We start from the raw sequence: 22618 nt of genomic DNA, 5'->3' as shown, positions 1-22618 counted from the left end.
CAAACAGAATCACCATGCACAAATCAGAAGCATCGCACGAAAAATATACTCTCATCTCAAGCTTGCAGGCTCTGATGCCGATAGGTATAGTACCGGAGTCCAGACCATGAGAAAGAGCACCCTCATAATCGCTGCACTCGTTATTGTCCTCCCCCGGGAAGGAGTCGCCGACATCTACCGCTATGTGGATGAAGAGGGAGTGGTCTGCTTCACCGATGCCCCCGGGAAGAGCGGTGCGACGCTGGTCATGAAGGAGCGGCCTGCCCCTCGCCGCGGCAGACGGAGCATACCCGGCCATCTGGCCGCCACCGGCATCGGAGAAAAGCCGTCACAGGCGTCATCTCCCACGTTTTCCCCTACCCTTCCCGTCCACGGGAGAATCTCCTCACTGGTTGGGCTCCGCCACGACCCCATCAACGGCAACCTCCGCGAACACCACGGAATCGACATCGCCATTGCCGAAGGAACCGCCGTCCGTCCGGTGGCTCCGGGAAGGGTGGTCTTTGCCGGATTGCGCGGTGGCTATGGCAACATGGTCATCGTGGACCACGGCGACGGAACCATTACTCTCTATGCCCACAATTCCGTCAATCTTGTGGCTGAAAATGACTCAGTGGACGGCACCTCCCCCATCGCCCTCTCGGGCTCCACGGGGCGCTCAACGGGCCCCCACCTCCACTTCGAAGCATGGCGGGGCGAAACCAACATCACCTCCACCTTCCTGGCTGGGGGACCGTCCATGGGGAGTGCCTCCAACCGGCGCAAAGTCGATGCCATCCGTCGCATCGTCCAGGCGGACGGGACCCTCTATTTAAGCAATATCCACTGACTCCACAACTATATCAAACATCTTACTATTTTCTCTCATGCCCCTTTGTCCTGCGCGTGGGTATGGCAGTCCACGGGTCATCGGGCCACGGGTGCTTTGGGTAGCGTCCCCGCATTTCCTTTTTCACCTCCTGGTAGGCCCCGTTCCAGAACCCCCGCAGGTCTGCGGTCACCTGAAGGGGGCGGCCAGCCGGCGACAAGAGATGGACAACCACCGGCACCCTCCCCCACGCCACGGTGGGGGTCTCGGCAAGGCCGAACATCTCCTGGAGCTTCACCGCCAGGGTCGGTGTCCCGTCATCTCCGTAATCGATAGGGACCCGCGAACCGCTCGGAACCACCAGATGGGTCGGCGCCCCTTCATCGAGGCGGCGGAGCAGATTCCAGGGGAGGAGCCCCTGCAGGGGAGGGAGCAGGTCCACCGCAGCCGCGTCGGCAAGTCGCCGCACCCCGTCCAGTTGAGGTCCCAGCCACTCGCCAAGGGTTGCCAGGAGGGCCTCATCGGAGAGATTGGGCCATCCCTCGTCGGGAAAAACGCGGGCCATGAGCCGCACCCGCGCCCTGAACCGGCGTGCGGCCGTGGACCAGCTAAGGGCTGACAGGCCGGGCCCCCTCACGATTCCCTCCACCAGTGCGCTTCGCACCTCGTCAGCCGTGGCAGCGGATGGCCTGCTTCCGAGGACGAGGGCACCGAACCGCTCCTCCTCGCAGCTTACCACCCTCCCTTCCCGCTCATCCCAGAACACGTTCCTCCCGGTGACGATGCCGTCGGAGAACTCCCTTCTGAAGGTTTCCAGCGTCAGAACACTTGCCTGGCGAATCAGGTCGTCTCCCCTCTCCCCCCGCTCCACCACATGGGCCACCAGAAGCGGCTCGTCATGGACCGAGCTTCGTTCGGAGAGAAGCGCCCCGCGTCCTCCGGCAAGGAGATACCGGCGCCCGCCGTCACCGCGGCGCAGCGCGATTCGATCCGGGTAGGCCCAGGCGAGCAGGAGGCCCACCGTTTCGGCATCCGCGCCGACAACCGCATGCTCCTTCCCGATGTTGAGCAACCTGCGCAGATGCTGGGCAGAGCGGTCGACGGTGCGGCAGGTCGCGGCATCCCCCCCTGCAAAGCGCCGCCCCTTCCGCCACCCATTCAGCACCTCAACCCGAACGAGCATGTCGCTTTCGCTCCGCTCCAACGCCGTCCCTCCGGAAGCCTTCACGAGGTCACGCTCCGACATGATCGCCGCCACGTCACAGGCAAGGGGACCAACGCCCCTCCCGACGGCCCTGGTAAGCATGTGGGCGAGGCGGGGATGGACCGGCAGCTCCGCCATCCGTCGGCCAACCTCGGTGATCATGCCGTGGCGGTCGAGGGCTTCAAGCTGAACAAGGAGCTGTCGCCCCTCCTCCAAAGAGGATTTCGGAGGGGGCGTGAGCCACGAAAGGGTGGAGGCATCGGTCACCCCCCAGGCAGCCAGGTCAAGGGCCACCGGTGTCAGGTCGGAGGTGGCGATCTCGGGAGGGTCGGCGGGAATGAGGGTCCGCTGAGTGTGTTCGGACCAGAGCCGGAAGCAGGTGCCAGGACCGAGCCGGCCGGCCCGCCCTGCCCGCTGGGTGGCGGAGGCGGCCGAAATCCGCTCCGTGACGAGCCGGTCAAGCCCCGACCCGGGATCGAACCGCAGCCGGCGGCAAAAACCGCTGTCGATGACCACCCGCACCCCTTCGATGGTGAGACTCGTTTCCGCTATATTGGTGGCGAGCACCACCTTGCGCCGGTCGGCGGAAAGAATGGCCCGTTCCTGTTCGGCAAAGGGGAGGTCGCCATAGAGGGGAGCAATGAGAGGCGCAGAATGGAGCGCTTCCCCTTCCTGCAGGAATTGGTGACAACGCCGGATTTCCCCTACTCCCGGCAGAAAGGCGAGGATGTCCCCCTCTGTGACAGCAAGGGCCGTGCGAATGGCGCGGGAGACGGCAATCGGGAGGGGGTCGCGGGAATCCTCGGGAAGGTGGCGGATCTCCACGGAAAAACTCCGCCCCTCGCTCGTAATGATCGGCGCGTCCCCCAGAAGCCCTGCCACCGGCGCCGCTTCGAGGGTCGCCGACATGACGATGATCCGCAGCTCCTCCCGCAATCCCTGCTGCACGTCGCGACAGAGGGCCAGGGCCAGGTCCGCATGGATGCTCCGCTCGTGGAACTCGTCGAAGATCACCGCGCCAACCCCCTCGAGGAGCGGGTCTGTCTGGAGCCGGCGAGTGAGCACTCCCTCGGTAACCACCTCCACCCGGGTTTGGCGCGACACCTTCCGGTCGAAGCGGATCGTGTAGCCCACCGTCCCTCCCGCTTCCTCGCCAAGGATGGACGCCATCCAGCGGGCGGCATTGGTGGCCGCGAGCCGTCGCGGCTCGAGCATGACAATCCCCTTCCCCCGGAGCCATGGGGCGTCCAGGAGTGCAAGGGGAACACGCGTCGTCTTGCCGGCTCCGGGCGGAGCCTGGATGACCACGGAATTGTGGGTCTGAAGGGAGGATGTCAGCTGAGGCAGGATGTCTTCAATGGGAAGAAGCATGGCGAGATGGTGAGATAGCGAGATAGCGAGATAGCGAGGTAGTGAGTGGTAAAAGAGTGAGATAACGAGGGCGCAGAGAGACTTCGCTACTCGCTCCCTCGCGCCCTCGCTACTTGCTCCCTTACTCCCTCGCTATCTCGCCAGGTTCTCGATGTCCGCAAGAGCAAGCCCCGCAAGTGAGTCAACCACCCTGACGGCGCCGCTGAGCATCTCGGCGGGATAGCTGTTGGTGACGGCGATGACGGGAATGCCGGCGCCGGTGGCGGAGGCGATGCCGGCGGGAGTGTCTTCGATGGCGATGCAGCGGCCGGGGAGAATCCCCCGGTCGACGAAGGCAGCGGCGAGCCGCTCCACGGCAAGGGCGTAGCTGGCGGGATCGGGCTTGCTGGCAGTCACCTCTTCGGCGGTGACCATCACGTCAAAGGCGTTGGACAGGCCGAGGCCCGCCAGTATGGGGAGGATGTCGCACCTGAGGGCGCCGCTGCAAAGCGCCAACGGGAAGGTACCGTTGATGGATCGGATGAGTTCGACAACTCCCGGATAGGGAGCAACGCCACTGGAGATGATCTCCTGGAACGCCGCGGCCTTGCGGTCGATGAGCAGTTCCAGTTCATGGTCGTTCAGGGTCCTGCCGTGCACCCTGAACGCCTCGCGGAAGGCATCGCGATCGTCAAACCCCATATAGAGATTCACATACTCCTCCCAGGCATAACCGAGCCCCAGGGGCTCGAGAATAGCCTGGAAAGCCCGGTAATGGAGCGGCTCGGTATCGACGATGATGCCGTCGAAATCGAAAATGACTGCGGAAAGCATTAAAAAACCTCCGGGATCGGGGACCGGTGATCAGGGACCGGGTGAGACCTGAAAAACCATTACCCCTTAATCTAGAACTTCTTTACCAGCATTAAACTAGCCGACGATCCGCTGACGGAAGGGACCAGGGTCACACTCCCCTTCCGCGCATAATGGTCTGTGACGACCCGCCCTGCCAACTCGCCGATGACAGCGCCCAGGAGCACGTCGCTTGCCCAGTGTTTGTCCTCGTACATGCGTGAAAACCCCACAAAGGCGGCGGTGGCATAGGAGAGAACCCCCACCGGGACGCTCCCCGAGGTACGGGAGATGACCGAGGCCATGGCAAAGGAGCTGGCCGTGTGCATGGAAGGGAATGAATCGTAATCGGACGTGAACTGAAAGGGACGGAAGCTCCCCTTGCTGCTCCCCGTGAGGGGGCGCGCCCGTCCGACGGCTTGCTTCAGGACCAAGGTGGCGGCATCGGCGATGACCGCCGCCTCCCCCATCATGAGCCCCGTGTCCCGCCATCGGGGTGAATCGGCAAGGAGCCCCCCGCCCCAGACGGCACCGGCAACCCCCAGGTGAACAAAGGGATTGCCGATCACGTTCCCGGCATCGGCTGCCCGGCCAAGGGTCTTTCCCCTTGTTTCCTGCACCTTGTCCCGGATGTCAGTGTCGTATATGTAGGTAAGCCCGACAGCACCGGCAACGGCCAGGGTCTTCCAAATGGCGTTGTTGTCGGTCCGGAAGGGAGCAGCGAGAAATTCCCCGGTCTCGTCGCGAAGGGTTACGGCCTCGTCACGCACAAAGGCCCCCACTCCGTTGTCATCGGCTTGGGCTCCCCGCACACCCGCAAGGAGCGTCACGGCCACGACAAAGGCCAGGGATAGTCTTCTCGCACTCCAGGCGCCGGCAGCAAGGCTCACGGCACCTGCTCCAACCGCATCGGCAACGAGGTCGCCGAACTCGGCGGTCCTGGCCGTCGTCAGGACTCCCTGGGCCACCTCCATGAGGGCGCCGAAAACGACGGCACCCGCGAAGGCCATGAGCCAGCAGTGCCGTTGGCACCGGCGGTACGTCACCAGGAAATTCCCCCACAGCAGGGCAAGGAGCCCGTAGGCCGAGGCGTGCTGGAACTTATCCCACCCCAAGATCCCCACGGTGGGATGGGGCGGAGACGGATCAAGCGAAAGCCAGATGATGGTTCCCACCCACCCCGCGAGGAAAAGGAATCGAAGGGAAGGGAATTTCTTGGCACTGTCGTTCATGTGGTCTCCATTCAAACAGTATCTCGCCGGTCAACCGCGCCGAGCCCGGGTCGGGGAGAGGGATTCCCTGATCTCGTTCCAGCGAGTGCGGTCCTCGTCACTCATCTTCTGGGCATATTCCTGGATGAACGCAATGAAAATACCCAGAAACAACGCCGTGACCGTTGACAAGATAACGATCAGGGAGCGCTTGGGCTTGCTCTTCTTCTGGGGAGCGACTGCTTCATCGAGCACCTGAATCGAAGAAGAATCCTTGGCCTCTCCCAGCTTGGCAACCTCGTACTGCTTGGTGAGCTGCTCAAATATGGCCTCCTGGGTCTTCACCTCGCGCATGAGTCGTACGTACTCAAGCCCTAGGGTCGGCATGGCCCCGGCCGACAGCATCAGGTCATTGCTTCTTCCCCCGCCGGTAAGGGCGCCCAACTGCCCCCTGAGCCTGGCAAGGGCGGCCTCAACGGCCTTCACTTCGGGATTTTCGTTGGTCTGGTAGCTGCGCAACGAGGCAAGCTGCACCTCCTTCGAGACGATCTCGGCCTTGAGTTTTGCTGCCCCTTCGATCGTGGCGGTGGCCTGGTCGTCAACCTTGAAGGCGCGGTTCTTCTCCTGGAATCCCCTGAGTGCTTCTTCCGCCTTCTTGAGGTCTGCCTTCACCACATCGAGCCGCTTCTCCAGAAAAATCCGTTCCGTGCCGGCTTTGGTCAGATTCAGTTCGACACTTTTCTTCCCCAGTTCATCGACAAAGGTATTGGCCAACCGGGCCGCCAGCTGGGGGTTTCTGCTGTCGGCGGCAACGGTAATGATGCCGTCTTTACCGGCCTGGATTTTCACGACATTCTGCAGCTTGGTGCGTGTCTCGTCGGGAGTTTTGGTCTCCAGTTCCTTCTGGAGATCGAGCTTTTTGATCACCGCGTCGGCAACAGAGCGGCTCTTCAGAATTCCCACGTAGAGATCCGCCCCGCCTCCGAGCCCTCCGACGCCGGCCAGTCCGGCAAGGGCCCCCGCCTGCCCACCAAGCAGGGCCGACAGACCGCCCCCCCCGTCCTTCTGGGGAGGAAGCACCCGTGCCGTGCCGGTATAGATATTGGGCAGGGTGAGACTGTACGCAGCCGACAGGAGCGCCGCGGCAACACACATCACGGCAATGAGCCGCTTGCGCCGTACCAGCACCTGGAGCAGCTCCAGAAGGTTGATCTCGTCCTCTTCGACCATCTGTTCATTTCTCATGGGATCAGTCATGTCGTCTCGCCCCTACAGCCCGGCCGCCACAACCACCCCGGCGGTCAGGGCAACCTGCGACAGGATAGTGGTCATGTCCTTGATCTCCCGCATCCAGGCGACCCGCTCAAGCTTCTGGGGCACCACCAGGGTGTCCCCCGGATCGAGGGGCGTTGCCAGGAACCCGCCAAAGGTCCAGCGGCGCTGGGAATCGCTCCAGCTGATGCCGAAGGAGGTCTGATGGCGGCTGAGAACCGACCCGTCGGCGCTGATGATGTACATGTCGTCTTCTTCGCCGTCACGGGTGGGGCCGCCGGCATCCTTCAGGTAGTGAGCCACATCTTCACCCGGCAAATGGACAAAGGAGGTGGGGTTGTAGACCTGCCCCATGACGTTCACGACACTGGAAACCTGGGGCACTTCGAGGATGTCTCCCCCCATGAGCTCCAGATCATAGGGAGACTTCCTGAACGTGTCCAGTTGGGCAAGGCGGATCACCACACGCCCTTCGGCCTTTGACTCTCGCAGCTTGGCCAGGCTCTTCTGGAGCCCTTCCAGGGCCGTGCGGGTCGCTTCGAGTTCCTCCTTGGACGCCGCAACCGCCGCCAGTTCCCCCTGCTTGCGGAGGATTTCCTGCTCGGTTCGGGTGATCACCTCGTCCATCCTCTTCTGCTGCTCGTCGCGAACCGACTTCCGCTTGAACTTGGCCCCCTTCAGATAGGCCTTGTCGGTGAAACCGCCGGCTCGGGCAATGACCGAGCTCAGGCGCTCCCCCTTGGCAATGGAGTAGGTCCCGGGGAATTTCACCTCTCCCCTCAGGGTCACGAAGCGATCGGTGGCCTCAAGCCAGTTCTCGATTCCCCGTACGATCAGGGCATCTTCGGGCTCCAGCACCAGGTTGTGGGCCGGGTCTCCGGCAAGGGCCTTGCCCAGGTTGATTTCCAGGCGGGACGCCTTGGCACTGTTGCCGCCAACCGCCACCCTTGTCAGTTCGGCGCTCTCCAGGTAGGCGTTGCGCTTGGGGCTGCCGGCAGCGGTGACCAGGTCACGGACCGTCATCCGGGGAAAGTAGTCATAGATGCCGGGATTCACCACCTGTCCATTGATGGAAACCCGGGGACGCTCCACCATCTCGTCCCGGGAGAAAATCTTGATCGTATCCTGCTCCTGCAACTCCACGTTGTCGGCCGGATTCCCCTTCAAGGCCTCACGGAGATTGACGGTCATGACCTCGCGGCGGTAGTCGGTGGGCGAGAGGCGGGTAATCTCGGCACTCTCCAGGTATGACTCGGGAAGAAGAACCGACGCGTCGGGAATGAGGTCCTTCACCCGCATCCCCTTCCGGAACTGATAGGGGCCGGGACGTGCCACATTCCCCGCCAGGGTCACCACCTCGCGCATCGCCTCGCGGACCGGGAAGACGTTCACCAGGTCGTGGTCCCGCACCTCGACCTTGGCCAGTTCAGTGTCCGGCGACCTTCCATCGGTCAGGTAATCGGCGACCACCCGGGTGCTGTTCCCCTCGATCCGCTCCACCTGAATCCGCCCCGTGTCGCCGGCAGCGGTTATCCCCCCTGCCATGGCAAGAAGCGCCGGCAGGGCCGTTTTCCCCTTGACCTCATAAATGCCGGGCCGCTTGACCTCCCCCGCCACGGCAACCACCGGCCCGATGACCGGCACGAAGACTGTGTCGCCGTTTTCCAGGCGGATATCACGGCTCCGGTCCCCGCTCAGGAACATGTCGTAGAGGTCGATCTCCTGGACCGCCTTCCCCCCCGGGAAATCCGGATCGAGCGGAGGCTGCCGTTTTTGGATGGCCCGCCTGCCGCGGCAAGGGCATTGATGACGGTGGCAAGGGAACTGACATTATAGGTGCCGGGCACCTCAACCTCACCAACCACGTAGACCTGGATGGTCCTGAGGCTGCCGAGGGTGACGTTGAGTTCGTACCCCTTGTAGTAGCGGGAGAAGGCCTTGTTGATCGCATCCTTGGCCTGACCATAAGAGAGCCCCCACACCTTGACGGCGCCGACCCGCGGGATGGTTACCTCGCCGTTGCGATCCACCGGCGCGTCGTAGCGGGCCTGGAGGCTCCCCCAGACGTCGATCCGCAGTTTATCGCCCGGGCCGATCACATAATCGGAACCGACCGGCAGATTATCCACCGCCGGCAGGTTGGCGATGCTGTTCTTGAAAAATTCGTAGCCGAACTGCTTGAGGGTCCGGTCCACCGGCGTGGGCTCGATCTTGTCGAGAAGGGTGGGGCTCTTGCGGGCAAAGGCCCGCTCCAGGGGCGAGCCCAACTCTTCCACCGGCACGGGCATCGCCTTCATTTCTTCCGAGACGAGAGCCTTCAGTTGGCGCTGGCCAGGACCGGGGAGCCCCTGTATCCTGAAATAATAGATCTGGTTGTTCTTCAGCTCCCGCACCCGGAAGCTGGTGGTGTCGCCCACCGGTACTGCCTTCAGATACTTCTCCGGTTCGCTCCCGTACAGAACCACAAACCGGGGAGGGATATCCTCGGCCTTGCGGCGCACGCCGGTCACCGTCCAGGAGAGTGACACCATGCCGTCGCCCGGCTCCGCCTTGAGCAGCAGTTTCGGCCCCTGCTCAACCTCTTTGCCTTCGTCCATGAGGCGAAGCCCCTGCTCCTGTTCGGTATCCTGCTGGTACTGGATCGCGCCTGGAACCTGAGGAGCGCCATATCCGCCCGGAGCTGTCACCCCATACCCGCCGGGTTGCATGGATCCGGGAACGGCATACCCTCCGGGTTGCTGGACTCCCTGAACGGCATACCCGCTCCCTGACAGAGGGGCTCCCTGCATCATGTACCCGCCTGCCTGCGGAGCGGTCTGAACGCCGTATCCGCCGCCCGGTCCGGAAACATCCCACTGGCTCCCGGTGTAACCCCTGCCGGCGCCATTGGGCTCGACCGCCCAGGCGACTGCGGCAATGGCAAACACCCCTCCCAGGAAAAACAGAAATGCAGATTGTATGGATCGCTTCATTGGTCCCTCATGTGTCAATTAATTCAGATGCACAACGCTGCGTAACGAACATGGATAAGTACCCCGTTCCCACCCCGCCCGTCAACTCGAAAACACTCTTCCCGCCGAAGCCCCGATCCCCGGTGCGTCCTGATCTCCCTTGACTTTCCCTGGCGAGTTTATTATTAGCTTCTCATTCGTTACGATCAGACTGACAGGGGAGATCATGGAAATCATTCACCACGGCGGGCAATACGGCGTAACCGGGTCGTGCCACGAACTCGTCATCTCCGAAAATGCAAGTATTCTCATTGATTGCGGTCTGTTCCATGGACATGATGCGGACACCGGAAAGGGGAAGAAGCATACCCCTTTCATCGATTTTCCCCTCGACCGGGTCCAGGGTCTGGTCCTGACCCACGTCCATATCGACCACTGCGGCCGCATACCCCACCTCATGGGGGCCGGCTTCCAGGGGCCAATCTGGTGCAGCGAGGCCTCGGCCCTTCTCCTTCCCCTGGTCCTCGAAGACGCCGTCAAGGTGGGGATCACCCGGGACGAGGGTCTCATCGAGCGGTTCATCGGGGCCATGAAAAAGCGCCTAGCGCCCCTCCCCTACGGCACGTGGCGCAAGCTCGGTACCTGGGACGGCATGGATGTATCGCTCCGCCTTCAGCAGGCGGGGCACATCCTCGGCTCGGCCTATGCGGAACTCAGCGTCGCCCGCCCATCGGTACAGGAAACAACTGCATCGCGACACGACAACGAAACGGTCGTGGTTTTCTCCGGCGACCTCGGAGCCCCCTTCACACCGCTCCTCCCCGACCCGGCACCACCGGAGCGGGCCGATATCCTGGTGCTGGAGTCAACCTACGGCGACCGCCTCCATGAAGGGCGGGAACAGCGGCGGGAAAAACTGCGGCAGGTCATCATCCGGGCGCTGGAAAACCGGGGAGCCCTCCTCGTCCCTGCCTTCAGCATCGGCAGAACCCAGGAACTCCTCTACGAGATTGAATCTCTCATCGCCGAACACAGGAATGACGAGGCGGCCACGAACCTCCCCTGGGACGACCTTGAAATCATTGTCGACTCTCCCCTGGCCCTCCGCGTCACCGAGGTCTACGACCGGCTCCGCCATCTCTGGGACCAGGAAGCGACAGAGGTCGTCTCCCAGGGGCGCCATCCCCTCTCCTTCGAGCAGATGACGGTCATCGAAAACCACAACGACCACCGGGCCACCGTGGACTACCTCCGCGGGACCGCCCGCCCCTGCGTAGTCATCGCCGCCGGCGGCATGTGCGCCGGAGGACGCATCGTCAACTACCTCAAAGCCCTCATGGGTGACCCACGCACCGACATTCTCTTTGTCGGTTACCAGGCCCACGGGACGCCGGGGAGAGGAATCCTTGAGGCAGCGCAAACGCGTACCGGCACTGGGGAACATACCAGCATCGATCTGGATGGCGGCAGCTATCCCCTCAGGGCCACGGTCCACAGTATCAGCGGCTACTCGGCCCACGCCGACCAGAGAGATCTGGTCAATTTCGTGCGCGGAATTCCCGTGGCGCCCCGATCCATCCGTCTGGTGCATGGGGAGGAAAAGGCGCGAAAGGCGTTGGAGGGAGCATTAGGAATAGCGAGGTAGCGAGATGACCTCCTTTTCTTGCCGCACCCTCAGCTATATTTGAAGGAACGCTCACTGCCGAACGCCGCATCTGGCTGGAGATGCCAAATTGCTCATGTCGTGGGAAACCATCTGTAACCCTATACACCGTCGCCGCCAGTTCTACGGATTTCTCCCATACTAACAATTTCCTATGCGGCTTCTCCAATCCAGTCCTCCCACCGTCTTACTCCTCAGCACTTGCTTCTTTCTTTTTGCTACCTCACTACCTCGCTCCTCGCTATCTCACTCAATACCGATACCGCAACTCCGCCTTGAAGAGCTGGTTGGTGCGGTCATTTCCTGACCGCAGGTCAACATTTTCGACCTTCTCGATGCCGTATAGAAGGTTCATGTCCAGATCGCCATGGACCGGGAGGGTCCAGGAAATCCGGCCAGCATGCTTTTTCTCGATGGCCTGCATGACGCCATTCGGATCAAAGTTGCCTGCGGCGTCCACCTTCACCCTCCCCTCGTGGCCCCGGTCGGTGCGGTAGAACTCCAGCGCCAGATTGTTCCGCGCCGAGAACCAGTGGCTGTAGCGGAGATAGAACTCGATGACCGCTCCCCCCTGGGAGTGGCCGATAGGCATCCCCTTATAGAGGTATCCCTCCGGGAATGTGCCGCTGGTGTAGAGGATGTTGTTCCCCTTGAAGAACTCGAAGCGGAGGTCGTCCCTGCCGCCGGCAGTGAGACGGGGGATGAAGAAGCCGGCCACGTAGCTCTCCACGATGGGCCAGAATGAGGCCGAATCCTCCCCGGAGAACTCGCCGTAGATCTCGGTATTGCGCAGGAACGGGAGCCTCAATCGCATCTCCACCCCGGCCAGGTTGTTGGTATTATCCGCGCTCGTGCCGCCGACAATCCCCCGCACGTAATCACCGAAGCTGTTGTTCACCCCTGGCCCGCCGAACTCCTTCCCCAGGTTGATCCCCAATTCAAAGATATCAACGGGCTTCACCGACAGTTTCGCGCCGAGAAACCAGGGACGGCGCTCCACGCCGTTGGTCACGGTGGCATCGAAGCGGGAGCCGATGAAGGTATACTTGATGGCGCCGATATACTTCAGTTGAATGGGCTCGGGGCTCGATAGCTTCACCAGGTCGAAGTTCTCGGCGTTGTTGGTCAGGGTCACCGTTCCGCGGTTCCCGAGCCCCAGCCAGTTGGCATCCCGCCCCACCTCCAGCTCCAGCCCACCGCCGCCGAGCTTCAGGTACCCCTTGACGAGCTTCACCGTAGCCCCGTCCCCTCCCCTGCTATAGGAAAGCTGCGGCTCCACCAGGGCGGACGCCACGCTCTTCACGTGGGCCTCGGCGCTGAACCGCAGCTCGGCATTGTGGCCGTCCCGGTAGATGATCCCCTCGTTGTTCTCCATGAGGGGCGTTCCCTCGGTGCCGTGCTGCTGTATGGGAGAAGGATAGGGATTGGCGGGCCGAAGCCCCGAGCCGATGCCGAACACCCCGTCGTTGCCCGGGTCGTGGACCGGCCGCTCGTAGGAGCGGGGTTTGCCATCCAGGTACACATACCTGATCCGGGCGCTCGACAGGGGGTTCACATCCACGGCCGACGCCTTGTCGGGTTCCGTGTAAAGAGCCGCTTCGCGGGGAATCTTCCGGCGCAACTCCTCCATGATCGACCGGGCAAACGCCGGATCACCGGAGCCCCCCCCCGCCTCCAGGGCCCACTCCGCCTCCAGCAGAAGCCGCGCAGCCTCGGCCCGGGAAAAAGGCTTGATCCCCGCCACGTCTGATTGCACCAGTCCGAAACCGGCCAGCTTTTCAAGATAGGAATAGACGGGGCTGTCCAGGGGGATGTTGGGGGAAGAAAGTGCCGATGCGCTTGAAGCAAGCATCGGAAGAGCCAGGATCGCAAGCAAAACTGCGCGAAGCATCCTGGTACCGGGAAAAAACAATGAATCATGCTGGGACACAGATGAACCCCTGTTCCTTGAAATGCCTGTCAAAAGTAAAGGCCGACACAATCCCTTCCATGCGCATGAGCTCGAAACTCACACAGTCCACCAAGCTCGATTTACGACGGGCAACCGCAAGCAGAATAGCCATGGCGGCATTGTGCAACGTACTGTCCACCCACCGCACGTGCAGCACCGGAACAGCTTGAACACCTTCGAAGAGGGAAGCAGATGCTACCCCTTCTCCACCCGGGCACCAATCTTTTTCCCCCTTTTGACAAATGCAGCATCAAAGCTGAAAAAAGAATCAGCATGACAACTGGACGCAAGATGCAGGGCATCAGCGAAGTCAAGCCGCCGGCTGTAATAATCAAGAGCCAGTGACACCTCTTCCGGATTTTCCGCGACAACGTTAGGGAGTCCGAGAATATGGAGAAGCGCTTTCAGGATAGACTCAACCGGCAATTCATAGACAGCACGCAACACCCACTCCGTCTCCAGAAGGACCGTTTTGGGAATGAAGATATCTTCTTGTCTTGCAAGAATAGCGAGCGCTCGCCTTGCCTGGAGCGGATCGTCATTAGTTACGTAACGCACCAGGATATTCGTATCGACAGCGATCACCGATTCACTCCCTTCAGCCACTTCCGCTTCAGATCTTCGAGGATGCCCTGCTCCATTTCCGCCAGAGTCTTGGCAGGCCCACTGTAGCCCGCACAGCCGAGGCCATCCTCAAGTCGAGTAGGAGGAAACGGTTTGCGCGGCCTGAGAAGGATGCCGTCGCCTACGCTCTCTATAACGAACTCCATACCGGTCTGCCAATGATGGGCCTCTCGCACCTGTTTTGGAATAATTATCTGTCCCTTGCTGGACAGTTTACTCGTTTCCATACGGTTACCCTCAGGTAAGATTTAGTAAGACATGATAGCAGGAGTTGAAATGATGGTCAATCAACGCGTACCCTGAATTGCCCCCCTCCAGGTTGCGTTATCTTCACGACTTCTGCAACTTGACCACCTTCGAAGACGGGGGCGGGAAAAGATCGGGACGGACCCGCTGGAACGCAATGGGGGCCGGACCGTTGAAAGAATACTGGGGCGAGAATTCCGGGATAAGCACCCGAAGCTGCTTCACGATACCCGCGATGTCGGCGTTCCCGGCCATGGCAAAGAGAACGCCCAGATTCCTTTCAACGGCATCGAAATCGGAATCCATAGCCGCAAGAACCTTGATCTTCCCGTGCCGTGTCGGCTTGATCCCCTCGCCGTCGATGAGCAGTTCCTCAAAAAGCTTCTCGCCGGGCCGCAATCCCGTGAAAACGATATCAATCTCCTCATGGGGAACAAACCCCGAAAGCCTGATCAGCTCTTCCGCCAGGTCAAGGATGCGGACCGGCTCCCCCATGTCGAGTACGAAGATCTCGCCGCCGTTGCCGATGCACCCTGCCTGGAGCACCAGCTGGCACGCCTCGGGGATGGTCATGAAGTAGCGGATCACCTTGGGGTCGGTGACCGTAACCGGCCCTCCCGCCTTGATCTGCTCCTTGAAGAGCGGGATCACGCTCCCGTTGCTCCCCAGCACGTTACCAAAACGGACAGTGGTAAAATTTGTCCGGCTCTTCCTCGCCAGGCCCTGGACATACATCTCCGCAACCCGCTTCGAAGCCCCCATGATGTTGGTCGGGTTCACCGCCTTGTCGGTGGAGATCATGACGAAATTCTTAACCCCGAACCGATGGGCTGCATTCGCCAGCGTTCGAGTACCGCCGATATTGTTGGTAACCGCTTCCACCGGGTTATACTCCATCATCGGCACATGCTTGTAGGCTGCCGCGTGAAAGACCACCTCGGGCTGGAACTCGTCAAAAACCATCTCGACCCTGGCCTGGTCCCGCACGTCGCCGATGACCGGAATGATCCGGAGATCAGGGTGGCTGGCCGTAAGCTCTTTTTCGATCTGGTAGAGGGGGGTTTCCGCGCTCTCGAAGAGGAGCAGCTTGTAGGGGGAGAACGCTGCCACCTGGCGGCAGATTTCGCTGCCGATGCTCCCCGCCGCGCCGGTCACCAGTACGCGCTTGTTGGTCAGGTATCCCCGGATGGTTTCCAGGTCCAGCTTCACCGGCTCACGGCCGAGAATGTCCTCGATCTCCACATCCTTGATCTGGGAGATGGAGACCGTGCCATCGATGATATCCTTGATCCCCGGCAGGGTCTTGAACCTGACCTTGGTCTCCTTGCAGCAGGAGACAACCTGGCGCGTTAGAGCACCCTGGGCAGTCGCGATGGCGATAATGACCTCTTCAATCCGGTGCTTCCGGATGGCGGCCCGAAGGCGGCCGAGATCACCCATAACCGGAATCCCTCCCAGGCGCATCCCCTGCTTTGCCGGGTCGTCGTCGAGGAATCCGATGACCTGGTTTGCTGGATTTTTCTGCTTTCTTATTTCCTTCAATAGCAGGTTGCCCGCCTCGCCGGCTCCGACGATCAGCGTCCGCTTGCCGGTATGGTAGCGGGGGATGATGTAGGTCTCACGGTAGACCCGCCACAGAAGCCGTGACGTCGATACCATGGCAAAGAGCAGAACCCAGTCGAGCACATAGATGGAACGGGGCATGGCACTGGTATCATGCAGGAAAAAAAGGACAAAGGAGGTGATGAGCGTGGAAAGGGTTACTACCTTGAAAATTTCGATGCCGTCCTGTAATGAAGCGTATTTCCAGATACTGCGGTACATGCCCGAAAAAAGGAAAACCAGAGGCTTTACAAGCAGGACAACCAGCAGGCCGTCCTTGATAATTTCGTGGTACAACGGCGGAAAGGTGAAGTCGAAGCGGAGGAGGAAGGCGAGGAGGAACGACGCAGCGATGGACGCCGTATCGAGGGCGAAGACCATCAGGCGACGTTGGGAGAGCATGAAGGTGAATGGTTTGAGCATGGTTGACGGCGGTCCCTTCACTTGCTTGTATTTGTATAAACTTAGTGGGTCACACCATCGCGGCGTAACACCTTGATTGCAGTCAAAATCATTATTTTCAGGTCGAAGAAAAGAGAGCGGTTCTGCAAATAGTATGCGTCGTACTCGACCTTGACAGGTATGGGCAATTCATCGCGGCCATTGATCTGTGCCCAGCCGGTCAGGCCAGGGGTAAGCCGATGAACCCCCTTCTCGGTCCGCAGGGCAACGAGATCGTCCTGATTGAACAATGCAGGTCTTGGGCCGACAAAACTCATGTCCCCCCTCAGAATGCTATACAGCTGCGGTAATTCGTCAAGGCTGGTTTTGCGGAGGAATTTACCGATGGGGGTCAGCCAGCGGTCAGGGTCGCTGAGGAGATGGGTTGCCACTGCCGGGGTATCAGTGCGCATAGTGCGGAATTTGGGCATTCTGAAGATGGCGTTGTTCCTACCCACCCGGTCTGACCAGTAGAGTATCGGCCCCCTTGAGGTCAATTTCACCAGGAGAGCCGTCACGAGCATCGGAAGAGAAAAAACCAGCATCAGCAGAAATGACAGAACTAAATCGAATACTCTTTTCATGTGGGATCCTGCCCGTGAGACAAATTCAAAATTCAACATTCAAAATTGCCTTTGCGTGAATTTCGGCAGCCAGCTGCGGGAGTGGAATCGCCTCTATGTCAGGTGCAATTCGATAGCGTTCGGCACCAGGGTACACGACATATTTTTTCGCCGGGGCCAGATCGGAACAGGCCGAGTAAAATCCCCGTTCAGGCCTGGGGCTGAGGCTTCTCTTGATCTCCACAGCCCATATCTCCTCGTCAGGCCATGTCAGCAGCAGATCTATTTCAGCACCTCCGCCGGTCCGGTAGAAAAAACCCTGCGGAGCCCCAATCCCTGCCCCAAGGAGATTTTCCACCACAAAACACTCCCAGCTCTGCCCGACAACCGGGTGCGCCAGCAAACCCTCTTTATCCTGTATGCCGAGCAATGCATGCACAAGGCCGCTGTCACGCACATACACCTTTGGTGACTTGACCAGCCTCTTCCCGATATTGCCGTGCCAGGGTGGGAGACGACGGACCAGCATCAGATCAACAAGCAGATCAAGGTAATTAGTGACGGTTTTTACATCCACACCCAGATTGCGTGAAAATTGAGCCGCATTCAGTACCCCCCCTTGATTATGGGCCAGCATTACCCAAAAACGGCGCAACGCTTCTGCGGCTATCCGCGGGCCGAACTGCGGAATATCGCGTTCAAGATAGGTGCGGATGAAATCCTGTCTCCAGCGCAGGCTCTGGCGCGGGTTTTTCGCCAGCAGGCTTTCCGGGAACCCGCCTGCAACCCAGAGATCTTCTGATGTCCTCTCGCCTGTTTCAAGGATATTAAAAGGGGATAACTCAAGGTAGGAAATCCTCCCGGCCAATGTTTCGCCGGACTGTTTCAGCAAATCAAGCGAAGCAGAACCAAGCAGAAGAAAGCGCCCCGTGCGCAATCCGGCACGGCGCCCCTTGTCAATAAATCCACGCAATACAGGGAATAATCCTGGCAGACGATGCACTTCATCAAAGATCACCAGCCTGTCCTGATGATCCTCAAGATACAATTCGGGCTGGGCAAGCTTGGCGAGATCCTGCTCGGATTCAAGGTCCAGATACAGTGCGCCGCGCACCTTGCCTATCTCAAGGGCCAGGGTGGTCTTGCCGACCTGGCGTGGCCCCAGCAACGCGACGGCAGGTGAAGAGTCAAGCGCCTCTGACAGGAATGGATAAAGTGCGCGGGATATCATATTTGTAATTTTGGAATATCACTCCATGATTTGCAAGGATAAAACATGCCAAATCTGCTCTTTTGCCAGTCATCCAGAATTCGACATCCAAAATTCAACCTTGCTTTTCGAACCATTTTGCAGTCTCCTGCAATCCCTCTTCCATGGTAAACGGCGGTTGCCAGCCAAGCTCCCGCCTGATTTTGGAGCTATCAACAGTCAGAGAACCGGTCAGCCGATTGACCGCAGCACTCTTGTCAATCAGTTTACCAGCAAGCTTCATAAGAGGAACTGGGAATGGGAACAGTCGTGCCGGCACCCCAAGAGCCGCGGCCGTACGACGGATAAGTTCGGGAGTAGAAACATCTTCACCATCACTGACGAGGTATGTCTGCCCAACTGCGGCAGGATGTGTTGCGCAAGTTACCAGTGCATCAACAAGGTTGCCGACATAGATCAGGCTACGTTTGTTATTGATTGAGGCAAGTGGGAGGGGTAAGACTTTCAATCCAAAATTCAAAGTTTTGAATCCATAATCGCCGTTGACAGCCTTCAGCAGAGAGAGGAAATTACCAGGATTTCCCGGCCCATAGACGAGGGGTGCACGGATTATCACAACCTCCATGCCTGTCTCGGAAGATATCTGCCGCAACAGTTGTTCGGCTTCATATTTCGAAACAGAATAAGGGTTGTGGGGATATGGCGGGCTGGATTCAATGTAAGGGGCATCTCCCGAGTTGTCGCCATTGACACCTATCGTGCCCATAAAGACGAAACGTTTGACGCCGGCTTTGGCAGCTTCCCGTGCAAGGTGTGCAGTCCCCTCTGTATTTACAAACCGGAACTCTTTCAACGGATCAGCAGCACGCTCCCGCATCACATGCACACGAGCCGCCAGGTGGATAACCGTGCCAGCACCAGCAAGCGCATGGCCCCAGAATGTGGCAGGCCCAATTGGTTCGATCAATGCCTGTTCAGTGCCCTTGACAAGAGAATCGGGATTTTCAGTAACTAGAAAGGTTCCACGGACAGACATCCCTTCGGCAAGCAGACGCGAGCAGAGAAAACTACCTACAAAGCCGGTTGCGCCGGTAACGAGGATGTTATGCAGAAAATAGGTATTTGGTTGCATGTTGAATATTCCGCGGTAAAGCTATTTTTTCTGCGGCAACAATAGTAAAAAAAATAATGCTATTCGATCCCGAAACGACCTACGGAATGCAAAGACATTAAAAAGCAGCAACATTCTGTCCAAAAGAGAAAATCGTCTCATACGCTTAATTGGCCAGGAATCCTCCGCTCCGACAAGATCACCGATAAGAATCACCTGATTGCGATACCAGCCATTACTTGTTTTCCTAAATCGTGACAGTGCCGCTGTAACACCGCTATTAACACCAAACTCGTTAGACTCATGTTGTCGATACATCATAGTTGGTTGAGAATCAATCCACCAACTATAAGAATTGCTGCGCGCAAAAGCATAGGTAAACCAGTCGTGCAAAGCTACACCTTTTGTCTTTTCATAATTATTGTGTAAAAAATTAGCCAAATTACACGCAAGCTTTTTGGTAAGAACAAAAGTACAGCCTGGCCCAGCTGACTCAAACAAAAAATCCCACTCTCTTTGGGGCTGATCCTTAACAATCAATCTAGCTCTACCATCAGGCCAAAAAGCAGTAACATTGGAAGAAAACGCATCCGCGCAATGTGCGTTCAATTGCTCAATTGAATAAGAAAGCTTATTTGGGTTCCAAAGATCATCTTGGTCAGCAAAAGCTATATAGTCATATTCAGAAAAGTCAACATCTCTAACTAATCTGAAAAAGTTTTGGCAAGCTGAACCAAACTTGTATGAACTAGCTAGAATATGAATACGAGAATCATTCAATAAAGCTAGTAAATCAGTTGTTGAATCGGAAGAAAGATCATCGCTGACAAAAACTTCTAAGTTAACATCTTCTTGATTTAATATTGATTTGACCTGATCGAGACACCATTTCGTACCATTGTAGGTAGCAAGTAATACACACACTTTTGTACTGTTATTAGTCATGATTATAGTTTCATATACAATTTAGAAGCCATATCCTTGGTATACCAGCAACTGTAATTTAATGGAAACTACGTCCACTTATATGATTAGGTCAATAAATATGGCTCTTTAGCAGAATCTGTGGTGACACAGGGGTTCTGGCAAGTCGCCAAGTGTGTGATATAGCGCCACTTGCAGGCACTTGATGGTTCGGAAACCGTACGCTTTTCTGATAGTCAGTTTTGCTTTGAGGTTCAGACCCTCTACCGCGCCGCTGGAAAGTCGGCCTTTTGCCTTGAACCAGTTGAGAATCATCGGTTTGTGGTTGCGTAACATCCTGGCAACCTTCTTCATCGGTTCCAGGTCAGTTTGCATTGTCCTGATGACCCAGTCGTCGAGGAACTTGCCAGCAAAGTCAGACCGCTGGTAGTCCCAGAACTGCTGAAAGTCCTCGCGCAGCAGATATGCCTTGATTGATGAGAGGTTGAGCTTGAGCAAATCTCCCAATCGTGACGTCTGCTTCTCGGACAGATTTTCCGGCCGTTTCAGCAGCAACCAACGGCCCTTTTCCAGGACGTTCTCCTGCTTGGCGGCCTTGAACTCCTTGGCTTCGGTGCGCCGAACCTCGTCAATCGCTTCGTTAAACTTCCGCATGATGTGGAAGCGGTCGAGGATGTTCACGGCATTGGGTGCCCGCTTGGCGATAACCTTGAGATACGGTGCCCACATGTCGCTGCAGACATACTTGAGCTTGGCGCTGCGTTCTTTGCCGAATTCCCGAAAGAAGCGCAGTAGCGTTCTTATCCGACGTTGCGGACCACACCAGAGAAGACGCCTGACGCCGGCATTGAGCTGATAGACCATCGTAAGATACTGATGGCCCTTGAAGACGGCAATTTCATCAACACCGATTTCCGTAACGCCATCAAGGTTTCTGTTTGCCAGGCCGTAATCGACAGCATACTGCACCGCCCGAAAGATGCTGTCCCAACTGGTCTTAAAGATTTCGGCAACTTCCTTCCAGGAGAGTCGCCGAGCCCACCGGGCAAGATAGACCTGGTACGAGATCGTCATTTGCTCTTTGCCATACCCCCAGGGGAGGGATTCAACCTTTACCCCATGGATTGGGCACAGAACCCGACGGGGAGCGTAGCGAAAGAAGACCTTGAACGCCCAGATCGGCACATACTCGAACAGTCGGGCCGGTTGCGTGTCGTATGTCTTGCCTCGCTTGCCACATTCCGGGCATTCGGGCTTGCTGTTGCGACGAGCCTTGATGTCAATGACCAGTGCTTCTGAGCCGCCGACTTTCGCCAGTCGGCAATCTCCGTAAATGAAGGACTTGAAACGCTCGAACTTGTTCAGTACAGTCTTGATAAGCATTGCTTCTCCCGTGTCGGACTTGATCGTTTCTCGCAAAAACAATCTTATCCTTCACGGAGGGGCAATGCCCTTATTTTTTCAGCCAACTACCCACAGATTCTGCGGACGAGGCATAAATATGAGACTTCATCTGAATCTGTGGATTACAACAGGTTCCGGCAATTCGCCAAGTGTATGATATAGAGCCGTTGTAGGCACTTGATCGATTTAAAACCGTATGCTTTTCTGAGGCAGCAGTAATGCAACATGTTAATTTTGGGATAGTACAGCAAGTGCATTCTCGTAAGCCATAATATATTCAGACGAAGGTAGAAAATTAACTTCAGGTAGTTCCTTTGTTGTATAAGATATCATCTCAAGCACCATCTCGGATACTGTTTCATAGAAAATAGCGCCAGGATCAAAAAACTCCTTAAATACTTTACGTTCAAGCAGAAAACAAGGAACACCTAGCAATAAAGCAACGGCTATTGGGCGACCAAAACCTTCATGGTTAGCAACAGAAACAAGAATATCGATGTTTACAAAAAACTGCTCTAGCGTCACAGTATCACTATTAATGATCGAGATATTTATTGATTTAAAATCAGCGCAAAGATCGTGATAGTACTTGTTTTCATGTCCATATATATAAAAAATGAATTTATCAGTTACATTATAATCTACAATCATATGAAATAGTTCATCGTAATTTTTTTTGGGTGAATCCGTACCCACAAGCGCTACTTTTAGAATTGCCCCCCGTTTATAGTTAGATCTAGTTTCAATATCCAATTTAGATGGAAATCTATTCGGTGCAAACAAACATCTTTTCTCCTCAATGCCCATGCTTAGTATGGATGGAAGCATTTCAGATTTATTAATATACGCAACGCGACAGTTTGAACTTGCTAGTGATATTTTTAAAAGTAGTTTCTTTAAGGTTGAATACTTACCATAATTAAACGGATAAAAATCGTGCATTACAATTAACTGATTGTTTAAAAAAGGCATCGGGTGTGGCGTTGGAGTATAGATCAGCATATTAGTTTCATCTGCTGAAAACAACTCTCTCACCAAGCTTACCCAACTACATATTTTTACTGTAAGAGCTGGAAAAGTATTAATTATATGCTCGTACAGCTTAGGCCTGACAAGTATTTTTAATATTCTACCATCTAACTGTTTGATATAATCAAGAGCATAGAAATAAAGTCCATTAGTTGATTTTATATGATATAAATTAACGATAACCTTCATTATAACCTACTCA

General features: G+C 57.3%; 18 protein-coding genes and 1 pseudogene. 2 read left to right on the top strand and 17 right to left on the bottom strand.

Annotated features, from left to right (window positions below; genetic code table 11):
• Positions 1 to 106: 106 nt before the first annotated feature.
• The gene (locus GMET_RS06790; protein WP_004513158.1) at positions 107 to 829 is read left to right on the top strand and encodes a peptidoglycan DD-metalloendopeptidase family protein; all 723 of its coding nucleotides are present in this window, start codon (positions 107 to 109) and stop codon (positions 827 to 829) included.
• Between the two features lie 25 nt (positions 830 to 854).
• Here GMET_RS06790 and hrpB read toward each other — a convergent pair whose 3' ends face one another.
• The 5 genes and pseudogenes from hrpB to GMET_RS19270 all read right to left on the bottom strand — a co-directional run bounded on the left by hrpB (position 855) and on the right by GMET_RS19270 (position 9669).
• Positions 855 to 3383 (bottom strand): ATP-dependent helicase HrpB, encoded by a 2529-nt coding sequence (hrpB, locus tag GMET_RS06785; protein WP_004513159.1) that lies wholly within the window; start codon positions 3381 to 3383, stop codon positions 855 to 857.
• 132 nt (positions 3384 to 3515) lie between these two features.
• Positions 3516 to 4196 (bottom strand): HAD family hydrolase, encoded by a 681-nt coding sequence (locus tag GMET_RS06780; RefSeq protein WP_004513160.1) that lies wholly within the window; start codon positions 4194 to 4196, stop codon positions 3516 to 3518.
• Between the two features lie 71 nt (positions 4197 to 4267).
• Positions 4268 to 5446 (bottom strand): VanZ family protein, encoded by a 1179-nt coding sequence (locus GMET_RS06775; protein ID WP_004513161.1) that lies wholly within the window; start codon positions 5444 to 5446, stop codon positions 4268 to 4270.
• Between the two features lie 30 nt (positions 5447 to 5476).
• The gene (locus tag GMET_RS06770) at positions 5477 to 6670 is read right to left on the bottom strand and encodes a GumC family protein (RefSeq protein WP_100206459.1); all 1194 of its coding nucleotides are present in this window, start codon (positions 6668 to 6670) and stop codon (positions 5477 to 5479) included.
• Positions 6671 to 6694: 24 nt separating this feature from the next.
• Positions 6695 to 9669: pseudogene (locus GMET_RS19270) on the bottom strand (SLBB domain-containing protein).
• Between the two features lie 205 nt (positions 9670 to 9874).
• Between GMET_RS19270 and GMET_RS06760 the strand changes: the two are divergent.
• Positions 9875 to 11293, top strand: coding sequence for an MBL fold metallo-hydrolase RNA specificity domain-containing protein (locus tag GMET_RS06760; RefSeq protein ID WP_004513164.1), 1419 nt, complete (start codon positions 9875 to 9877; stop codon positions 11291 to 11293).
• On the opposite strand, the gene GMET_RS18285 is transcribed toward GMET_RS06760, so the two are convergent.
• From GMET_RS18285 to GMET_RS06710, 12 genes are all read right to left on the bottom strand, one after another.
• The gene (locus GMET_RS18285) at positions 11187 to 11459 is read right to left on the bottom strand and encodes a four helix bundle protein (protein ID WP_202943494.1); all 273 of its coding nucleotides are present in this window, start codon (positions 11457 to 11459) and stop codon (positions 11187 to 11189) included. The genes GMET_RS06760 and GMET_RS18285 overlap by 107 nt on opposite strands.
• Before the next feature lie 102 nt (positions 11460 to 11561).
• Positions 11562 to 13202 carry a capsule assembly Wzi family protein gene (locus tag GMET_RS06755; RefSeq protein WP_004513165.1) on the bottom strand — a complete coding sequence of 547 codons (1641 nt, stop codon included), beginning with the start codon at positions 13200 to 13202 and terminating at the stop codon, positions 11562 to 11564.
• 25 nt (positions 13203 to 13227) lie between these two features.
• Positions 13228 to 13374 (bottom strand): hypothetical protein, encoded by a 147-nt coding sequence (locus GMET_RS18765; protein WP_187148469.1) that lies wholly within the window; start codon positions 13372 to 13374, stop codon positions 13228 to 13230.
• 83 nt (positions 13375 to 13457) lie between these two features.
• Complete coding sequence (locus tag GMET_RS06745; RefSeq protein ID WP_004513166.1) at positions 13458 to 13847, bottom strand: type II toxin-antitoxin system VapC family toxin; 390 nt, start codon at positions 13845 to 13847, stop codon at positions 13458 to 13460.
• Positions 13844 to 14113, bottom strand: a complete 270-nt coding sequence (locus tag GMET_RS06740) for an AbrB/MazE/SpoVT family DNA-binding domain-containing protein (RefSeq protein ID WP_004513167.1) — start codon at positions 14111 to 14113, stop codon at positions 13844 to 13846. The genes GMET_RS06745 and GMET_RS06740 overlap by 4 nt, the downstream gene beginning before the upstream one ends.
• Before the next feature lie 103 nt (positions 14114 to 14216).
• Positions 14217 to 16157, bottom strand: coding sequence for a polysaccharide biosynthesis protein (locus tag GMET_RS06735; protein WP_004513168.1), 1941 nt, complete (start codon positions 16155 to 16157; stop codon positions 14217 to 14219).
• A 41-nt stretch (positions 16158 to 16198) separates the two neighbouring features.
• A complete protein-coding gene (locus GMET_RS06730) occupies positions 16199 to 16759 on the bottom strand; it encodes a sugar transferase (RefSeq protein WP_004513169.1) in 561 nt (186 codons plus the stop codon).
• A 25-nt stretch (positions 16760 to 16784) separates the two neighbouring features.
• Positions 16785 to 17969: an ATP-binding protein gene (locus tag GMET_RS06725; protein ID WP_004513170.1), complete on the bottom strand. Its 1185-nt coding sequence runs from the start codon at positions 17967 to 17969 to the stop codon at positions 16785 to 16787.
• 94 nt (positions 17970 to 18063) lie between these two features.
• A complete protein-coding gene (locus tag GMET_RS06720) occupies positions 18064 to 19080 on the bottom strand; it encodes a UDP-glucose 4-epimerase family protein (RefSeq protein ID WP_004513171.1) in 1017 nt (338 codons plus the stop codon).
• A 21-nt stretch (positions 19081 to 19101) separates the two neighbouring features.
• Positions 19102 to 20004, bottom strand: a complete 903-nt coding sequence (locus GMET_RS18280; protein WP_004513172.1) for a glycosyltransferase — start codon at positions 20002 to 20004, stop codon at positions 19102 to 19104.
• Between the two features lie 108 nt (positions 20005 to 20112).
• Positions 20113 to 21366, bottom strand: a complete 1254-nt coding sequence (locus GMET_RS06715) for an ISL3-like element ISGme6 family transposase (RefSeq protein WP_004514804.1) — start codon at positions 21364 to 21366, stop codon at positions 20113 to 20115.
• A 249-nt stretch (positions 21367 to 21615) separates the two neighbouring features.
• Positions 21616 to 22605: a hypothetical protein gene (locus GMET_RS06710; RefSeq protein ID WP_004514695.1), complete on the bottom strand. Its 990-nt coding sequence runs from the start codon at positions 22603 to 22605 to the stop codon at positions 21616 to 21618.
• Positions 22606 to 22618: the final 13 nt, after the last annotated feature.

The organism is Geobacter metallireducens GS-15 (assembly GCF_000012925.1).
GTDB classification, from domain to species: domain Bacteria; phylum Desulfobacterota; class Desulfuromonadia; order Geobacterales; family Geobacteraceae; genus Geobacter; species Geobacter metallireducens.
The sequence above is the reverse complement of the archived record's forward strand: the minus strand, read 5'-3'. Positions and strand labels throughout refer to the sequence as shown.

What these genes read in the sequence shown, in the direction of transcription:
- GMET_RS06715 (WP_004514804.1), bottom strand. Translation starts at nt 21,366, where the DNA reads ATGCTTATCAAGACTGTACTGAACAAGTTCGAGCGTTTCAAGTCCTTC.
- GMET_RS06710 (WP_004514695.1), bottom strand. Translation starts at nt 22,605, where the DNA reads ATGAAGGTTATCGTTAATTTATATCATATAAAATCAACTAATGGACTT.
- GMET_RS06720 (WP_004513171.1), bottom strand. Translation starts at nt 19,080, where the DNA reads ATGCAACCAAATACCTATTTTCTGCATAACATCCTCGTTACCGGCGCA.
- hrpB (WP_004513159.1), bottom strand. Translation starts at nt 3,383, where the DNA reads ATGCTTCTTCCCATTGAAGACATCCTGCCTCAGCTGACATCCTCCCTT.
- GMET_RS18765 (WP_187148469.1), bottom strand. Translation starts at nt 13,374, where the DNA reads ATGGCTATTCTGCTTGCGGTTGCCCGTCGTAAATCGAGCTTGGTGGAC.
- GMET_RS18280 (WP_004513172.1), bottom strand. Translation starts at nt 20,004, where the DNA reads ATGACTAATAACAGTACAAAAGTGTGTGTATTACTTGCTACCTACAAT.
- GMET_RS06775 (WP_004513161.1), bottom strand. Translation starts at nt 5,446, where the DNA reads ATGAACGACAGTGCCAAGAAATTCCCTTCCCTTCGATTCCTTTTCCTC.
- GMET_RS06740 (WP_004513167.1), bottom strand. Translation starts at nt 14,113, where the DNA reads ATGGAAACGAGTAAACTGTCCAGCAAGGGACAGATAATTATTCCAAAA.
- GMET_RS06760 (WP_004513164.1), top strand. Translation starts at nt 9,875, where the DNA reads ATGGAAATCATTCACCACGGCGGGCAATACGGCGTAACCGGGTCGTGC.
- GMET_RS06780 (WP_004513160.1), bottom strand. Translation starts at nt 4,196, where the DNA reads ATGCTTTCCGCAGTCATTTTCGATTTCGACGGCATCATCGTCGATACC.
- GMET_RS06730 (WP_004513169.1), bottom strand. Translation starts at nt 16,759, where the DNA reads ATGAAAAGAGTATTCGATTTAGTTCTGTCATTTCTGCTGATGCTGGTT.
- GMET_RS06725 (WP_004513170.1), bottom strand. Translation starts at nt 17,969, where the DNA reads ATGATATCCCGCGCACTTTATCCATTCCTGTCAGAGGCGCTTGACTCT.
- GMET_RS06735 (WP_004513168.1), bottom strand. Translation starts at nt 16,157, where the DNA reads ATGCTCAAACCATTCACCTTCATGCTCTCCCAACGTCGCCTGATGGTC.
- GMET_RS06755 (WP_004513165.1), bottom strand. Translation starts at nt 13,202, where the DNA reads ATGCTTCGCGCAGTTTTGCTTGCGATCCTGGCTCTTCCGATGCTTGCT.
- GMET_RS06770 (WP_100206459.1), bottom strand. Translation starts at nt 6,670, where the DNA reads ATGAGAAATGAACAGATGGTCGAAGAGGACGAGATCAACCTTCTGGAG.
- GMET_RS06790 (WP_004513158.1), top strand. Translation starts at nt 107, where the DNA reads ATGAGAAAGAGCACCCTCATAATCGCTGCACTCGTTATTGTCCTCCCC.